This window comes from Thermococcus sp. (genome assembly GCF_015523185.1).
Lineage (GTDB): Archaea > Methanobacteriota_B > Thermococci > Thermococcales > Thermococcaceae > Thermococcus.
On record NZ_WAKV01000015.1, the window covers coordinates 1 to 5,669 of the forward strand.

General features: G+C 48.2%; 8 protein-coding genes and 1 pseudogene. 4 read left to right on the forward strand and 5 right to left on the reverse strand.

Annotation, left to right across the window (positions count from 1 at the left end; genetic code table 11):
- The 4 genes from F7B33_RS01380 to F7B33_RS01395 all read left to right on the forward strand — a co-directional run.
- Nucleotides 1-561, forward strand: a 561-nt coding sequence (locus F7B33_RS01380) for a hypothetical protein (protein ID WP_297072715.1), incomplete at its 5' end; no start/stop codon positions are given.
- Between the two features lie 4 nt (nt 562-565).
- Nucleotides 566-949 carry a hypothetical protein gene (locus F7B33_RS01385; protein ID WP_297072717.1) on the forward strand — a complete coding sequence of 128 codons (384 nt, stop codon included), beginning with the start codon at nt 566-568 and terminating at the stop codon, nt 947-949.
- A gap of 57 nt (nt 950-1,006) precedes the next feature.
- Nucleotides 1,007-2,356, forward strand: a complete 1,350-nt coding sequence (glmM, locus tag F7B33_RS01390; protein ID WP_297072718.1) for a phosphoglucosamine mutase — start codon at nt 1,007-1,009, stop codon at nt 2,354-2,356.
- Nucleotides 2,357-2,381: 25 nt separating this feature from the next.
- Nucleotides 2,382-3,317 (forward strand): hypothetical protein, encoded by a 936-nt coding sequence (locus F7B33_RS01395; protein WP_297064548.1) that lies wholly within the window; start codon nt 2,382-2,384, stop codon nt 3,315-3,317.
- A 216-nt stretch (nt 3,318-3,533) separates the two neighbouring features.
- Here the strand turns inward: F7B33_RS01395 and F7B33_RS01400 are convergent, their stop codons facing one another.
- The 5 genes and pseudogenes from F7B33_RS01400 to F7B33_RS01420 all read right to left on the reverse strand — a co-directional run.
- Nucleotides 3,534-4,157, reverse strand: coding sequence for a hypothetical protein (locus tag F7B33_RS01400; RefSeq protein ID WP_297072720.1), 624 nt, complete (start codon nt 4,155-4,157; stop codon nt 3,534-3,536).
- A gap of 3 nt (nt 4,158-4,160) precedes the next feature.
- Nucleotides 4,161-4,622 (reverse strand): type II toxin-antitoxin system VapC family toxin, encoded by a 462-nt coding sequence (locus tag F7B33_RS01405; RefSeq protein WP_297072722.1) that lies wholly within the window; start codon nt 4,620-4,622, stop codon nt 4,161-4,163.
- Nucleotides 4,609-4,803, reverse strand: a complete 195-nt coding sequence (locus F7B33_RS01410) for an antitoxin family protein (RefSeq protein WP_297072724.1) — start codon at nt 4,801-4,803, stop codon at nt 4,609-4,611. The genes F7B33_RS01405 and F7B33_RS01410 overlap by 14 nt, the downstream gene beginning before the upstream one ends.
- Nucleotides 4,804-4,836: 33 nt before the next feature.
- Nucleotides 4,837-5,415, reverse strand: a complete 579-nt coding sequence (locus tag F7B33_RS01415) for an AAA family ATPase (protein ID WP_297072725.1) — start codon at nt 5,413-5,415, stop codon at nt 4,837-4,839.
- Nucleotides 5,412-5,669, reverse strand: a pseudogene (locus tag F7B33_RS01420) (hypothetical protein); the annotation flags it as partial. The gene F7B33_RS01415 and the pseudogene F7B33_RS01420, both read right to left, overlap by 4 nt.

Below are 5,669 nucleotides of genomic sequence, written 5' to 3' on the forward strand. Positions count from 1 at the left end.
GGCGTTGACTTAACCGGAAACGTGAGTGTGATTAGATCAAACAACTGGACTGTGGTTAAGTTCGAGACGGATGTCATTGACGAGGGCCTCCTTGGCAGGGCCTACACCTTCGCGGAAAAGGCCATTGAAAACGGCTCCGAGAACGTTCGCGCTGAGGCCTACTTTGACGACGAGCCGGTAATCGCGCTGACCCTCAAAAACGGCGACCTCGATAAAGTCACCTTCGAGGACATTCGCCGTCCGGAGTTCAGGATTGAGACTGATTTGGGCCTCTTCGACGTTCTCGTCCATAACGTAACCGTTACAAACGACACCGCAAGCGTTTCCCTTGAGTATCTGGCCGGTGAAGATTCCTTCTGGAGGGACTACGCCAAGATGAGCCTGGCAATCCTTGAGGACGCTCCCTGGGTCAAGAGGGTGGAGATATTCTACCTCGGCGAGAGAAACGTGAGCGTTTCCGTTCCCAGCGATGCCCTCCTTAAAGCCCTCTCCGGTGAGAGCTCCCCGGAGGAGTTCGCGGGAGAAATAAGCGTTGTTGAAATCAAAAACGGTAGGGGGTGAGAAGATGGGACTTATAAAGAAGCTCGTCATAGGGTTTTTCCTGCTCCTGCTCATAGGAATCGTCGGAATATTTGGCATGCAGTACTACTACCTTCACGCCTACAGCAGGGTTCCGGTGGAGGTCAAGACCGAAACGGTAAGCGGTGACGTATTCTACCTTTCGCACGTCCTTCCTGCTGGGAAATACTACATCAACGCGAGCAGTGAGGGGAGGGTGGAGAAAATAGTCATACTCGACGAGAATGGCAACATCCTGACCGAATCGGAAGCAGGAAGCATGATATACGGCTCAAGCAGGCCCTTCCAGGTCAGGGTTGACTACAAGGCCCCGCTCAACACGGACTCATACAGGGTTAGTGTGGGCATTTATCGGCTCGAGAAGAGGTGACGAAAGCGTTATATCCCTTCCATTTTACTTTCCCCAAACAATCCGGCGGTGGTTGGAATGGGGAAGTACTTCGGAACCAGCGGAATCAGGGGCGTTTTCAACGACTGCGTCACTCCCGAACTCGCTTTGCGCGTTGGAAAGGCCCTCGGAACTTACCTCGACGGGGGAAGTGTAGTCGTTGGCATAGACACGAGAACGAGCAGTGAAACCTTGAAAAGGGCCCTGGTAAGTGGTCTCCTCTCCACGGGGACGGAGGTTATAGACATCGGCTTGGCTCCAACACCCCTCACGGGCTTTGCCATAAGGCTCTACGGTGCAGATGCCGGTGTTACAATAACCGCCTCCCACAATCCGCCGGAATACAACGGAATAAAGGTCTGGCAGAGTAACGGTATGGCCTACACACCCGAGATGGAGGCGGAGCTTGAGGCTATACTGGACTCCGGGAACTTCAAAAAGGCCCCATGGAATGAGATTGGAACGCTCAGGAGGGCAAACCCGAGGGGGGAATACGTTAAGCGGGCACTTAAGATGGTCGAACTTGAGAACTCCTATACTGTTGTTTTAGATACCGGAAACGGGGCAGGCTCAGTTCTCAGCCCCTACCTCCAGCGCGAGCTTGGGAATAAGGTCATCTCCCTCAACGCCCATCCGAGTGGTTTTTTCGTCAGGGAGCTTGAGCCGAACGCGAAGAGCCTGTCCGCGCTGGCTAAGACAGTCAAGGCCATGAAAGCCGACGTTGGAATAGCGCACGACGGCGATGCTGACCGAATCGGCGTCATTGACGATGAGGGCAACTTCGTCGAGTACGAGGTCATGCTCTCACTCATAGCGGGCTACATGCTCAGGAAGTTCGGGAAGGGCAAGGTAGTTACAACGGTTGATGCGGGCTTTGCACTCGACGACTACGTTAAGCCCCTTGGAGGAGAGGTCATCAGGACGCGCGTTGGCGACGTTGCAGTTGCCGACGAGCTCGTCAGGCACGGTGGCGTTTTCGGTGGCGAGCCATCCGGAACCTGGATAATTCCCCAGTGGAACTTCACTCCCGACGGAATCTTCGCAGGCGCATTGGTTCTGGAGATGATTGACAGGCTCGGGCCCATAAGCGAACTCGCCAAAGATGTCCCGCGCTACGTGACGCTTCGTGCCAAGATACCCTGTCCCAACGAGAAGAAGGCTAAAGCTATGGAGATAATAGCTAAGGAAGCCCTGAAGACCTTTGAATACAAGCGGCTGATAGACATTGATGGAATCAGGATAGAGAACGACGACTGGTGGATTCTCTTCAGGCCGAGTGGAACCGAACCAATAATGAGGATAACCCTCGAAGCGCACACGGAGGAAAAAGCTAAGGAGCTGATGGAGAAAGCAGAGAGGCTGGTAAGGGAGGCGATAGCAAGGAGTTGAAAATATCTGGTTAGTCTATTATTTGGTGATCGAAATGGAGGGGGAAGTGTTTGCTACGGTACTTAGTGCTATCATCGGGGTTGTGAGTTTTGGATACAATGTAATACAAGGTAAGGGCTTAAGCAGAATGTTCTTTAAATCGAACTTGCTATATCATTCTACCGTAAAGCGGGAGTATGAATCATTGAAAAAACAGGCATTGGAGTACTCTCGGGGTTATAGTAAGAGAGATGGGCTTCTGATTGGTGCTGTTATTGTTAACATCTCTCTTTTCTGTACAATATTGGCTGGGAAATTTAACTCGGAAAATAAAGAAACAGCTTTCCTATTTTTTATTATTGGAGTTTTGTGGGTTTTCTTAAATCTCTGGTTCATTTTACTTAAAAAAGCTCTAATTTCTGAGGTGCAACTAGAACATAACAAAGTGAAAAACGCATTAAACGGATCAGCATGGATATTTTTGGGTTCTGTTTTAGCAGTCATGACTATAGGTTTGAGGTCTTCATTGATTGGCTCTCCTGCATTTTTTTATTCGATCCCTGTTATTGTTGCAGGGATTGGTGCTGTATTATCTGCCTTGATATTCTCTACCATAATCAACACTGGGACTGCTTTGCTATGGAAAATAAATATCTCTAATAACAGTTTATTTGCTAATAAGCTACCTCATCTTCTTGTGAAAACTAAAACAGGTAGCGTATTCTTTGGTCAGCTCTACGACCCGCTTGATAGCAAGGTTCTTGTCCTAAGAAAATCCAAGCTGATGCACGGTGGTCAGATAGTTGAAGATAAAAATGATTTAATACTTTATGATTTAATACTTTGGACCTCCCAAGAAAGCACGGGGGACTATTGGATAGTCCCTTGGGATGACATTGAGTCAATAAAAATAATTGAAGAAGGATTGTATGCTCCTCCAGAGTCTTCTACTGATAACTCCATTTTCCCAAAGCACAGATAATAATCCCAAAGAAGAGAAGGGGAATCCAAAAAGAAAGAATACTGAAACTGATTCAATGCCTAAAACCTGAGTTTACTCTCCTTTTTCCAATTCAGTTTCCCAACTTTTGAATTAGAGTTCAAAATGGCAAAGTCTTAAGTGAAAACTACCCAACTAGAGCCTATTAATGTCTTCAAAGGCACATATCATCTAAAAGCTTGAATTCAAAACAAACATTCACCTTTCTGTTTCCATATGTTCCCCCTTCAACTCACTCAGAGTTACTCCAAGTCCAAGTGCCTCTCCTAACCTTCTCACACTATCTTCCACATCATCTTTATCGAACTCGACGTAAACCCCCTCGGGGAACCTCCTCATCAGCTCTTCAAAGAGAATCCCCGGGCCTTCTCTTATTCTAAAGCCAAAGCCTTCAACGACCTTTCTGCTCTCCTCAAGTCTCTTCTCCTTGTTCATGTAGAAAAACGCCGGAATCAGGCCGTAGTCGTATGAATCAGGGTCGTTTGAGGTAGTGTGGAAGACGCCACAGGTGGGTGAGCCCTTAACACCCAGGAAAAGCACTTTCTCAGGCTTCTCCTCGGTCAGAACTCTTCCGATGAAGTCCGCTATAACGTTTGCCTTCTCGCGCATGCCGAGTCTTTCAAAACTCTCCCTTCCCATCGGCGGTCTCGGCCAGCCGACGAGCTCGAACTCCGGGCAGGGGTATGCAAAGACCCGCCATTCCTCACCGAGCTCTCCGAGGAGCTTTCTCAACATTCTAGCTGTCTCGTATTCCTTCTCCTTCGCTCCCCGGTAAACGTAGAAGGGACTCAGGAGGCAGGGGGCTATTATCAGGAGGTTCATGGCTCATCCCTCAAAGATTTTTAAGAAAGGAACCCTCTTAAAGTCCGAGTCGAACGTTAGGATTAGTCCGATTTCCAGCTCTTTGCACGTTGCAACAATAAGGGAATCGTTTGGTAGAAGGTTGAAGTTTTTCCCAATTTGAGACGCGAGCTCTATTGTGTTTTCAGTGATAGGGGCAATTTTCAAAAAGCCGGCCTCACCAAGTTCTTCAAACGCTGACTTGACTCTTTCATATACGAAGGTGTATTCTCCTAGGTGTTTCTTGAGGTCATAGGTTCCTTTAAGTCCATCTTGGATGGAGAGTGTGAACATAACCTTGTAAACTGTCTCGGAAAACACAACTGGATTTGTGACAAGAGTATATCCTCTGGCTATGGCTTTTTTGACGAGCTCTTTGGCTCTTGGATCCCCTAAGTGTAGGCCGACAAAAACTGATGAGTCAACAAAGGCCTCAGAGTGACTCATAATAAGCCTCCTTCAGACGCTTATAGTCTATGTTTTCCACTTTCTTGATTAGGAGGGAACCCAGAATGTCATCTATATCTTCCGGAATTATCTTTATCCTCACCCGTGAATGTTCTCTGAGGTTAAGCTTTTTTAGAGGTTTCAAAACGCCATCTTCATAAATGGCCTCCACGGTCTCCATGCTTCCACCAGAGCTTAATTGGTAAAACACCCTTTAAACCTTCCCCGCGATGTACTCTATTATCTCCTCGACTCTCTCCCTAAGCTCTTCAAGCGTTCCCTCGTTGACTATAACGTAATCGGAAAACTCCTTGAGTTTGCTCGTGTGGTAAAGCCTCTCTTCGGCATCGTCCATCGCTTTGAAGTCCTCGAAGCTCTTAATGGTTCTGTCCTTGCTCGCCTTTCGTTTCATCAGCCTCTCAAACCTTATCTCCGGCCCTGCTTCAACGTAAATCACTCTCCCCCCGAGCCGTTTGATGGCCTCTATCTCCTCCCTTGAGCGGACTCCGTCAATGACGATGTTCTTACAGTTCCTCTTCTTATCCACCGCGAGCCTTATGAGTATATCCCCGCCGTATTTTTCCTTGAGATACTTTCCGAACTCTATCAGTTTATCCCTCGTCGGCTCTGCTTTCTCCGGGAGCTCTGGAATCCAGGAATAGCTCGAGACGTTGTGGGTCAAGAGGTCTATTAGCGGTTCACTGCAGGAAACCCTGCAGAATCCCTTCTCCTCGAAGAACTTTGCCACGGTGGTTTTTCCGGCGGCTATCTTTCCAACCACTCCAATTATCATCTGCCCCTCCTCCAGTAGCGCCATACGATTTTAGCCCCATCCGTTGATTCCATGAGTCCCTCATACGTCATCTCGGCAACGAATCTGAGCAATTCTACCTTATCGACCATCGTCGGGAACTCAAAGCCAAAGAGGTATTTCAGCTCGAAGAAACCTATGTGGAGAAGCCTGAAGGGGTTGAGGAGGTGAACTCCTCCCCTCTTTTTGAAGGGAAAGGGGAAATCCGCAAGGACGAGTTCCATGTTTTTCTCCCC

Excerpts from the sequence above, each read along its gene's own strand:
- glmM (WP_297072718.1), top strand. The coding sequence starts at position 1,007 with ATGGGGAAGTACTTCGGAACCAGCGGAATCAGGGGCGTTTTCAACGAC.
- F7B33_RS01405 (WP_297072722.1), bottom strand. The coding sequence starts at position 4,622 with ATGAGTCACTCTGAGGCCTTTGTTGACTCATCAGTTTTTGTCGGCCTA.
- F7B33_RS01400 (WP_297072720.1), bottom strand. The coding sequence starts at position 4,157 with ATGAACCTCCTGATAATAGCCCCCTGCCTCCTGAGTCCCTTCTACGTT.
- F7B33_RS01385 (WP_297072717.1), top strand. The coding sequence starts at position 566 with ATGGGACTTATAAAGAAGCTCGTCATAGGGTTTTTCCTGCTCCTGCTC.
- F7B33_RS01415 (WP_297072725.1), bottom strand. The coding sequence starts at position 5,415 with ATGATAATTGGAGTGGTTGGAAAGATAGCCGCCGGAAAAACCACCGTG.
- F7B33_RS01410 (WP_297072724.1), bottom strand. The coding sequence starts at position 4,803 with ATGGAGACCGTGGAGGCCATTTATGAAGATGGCGTTTTGAAACCTCTA.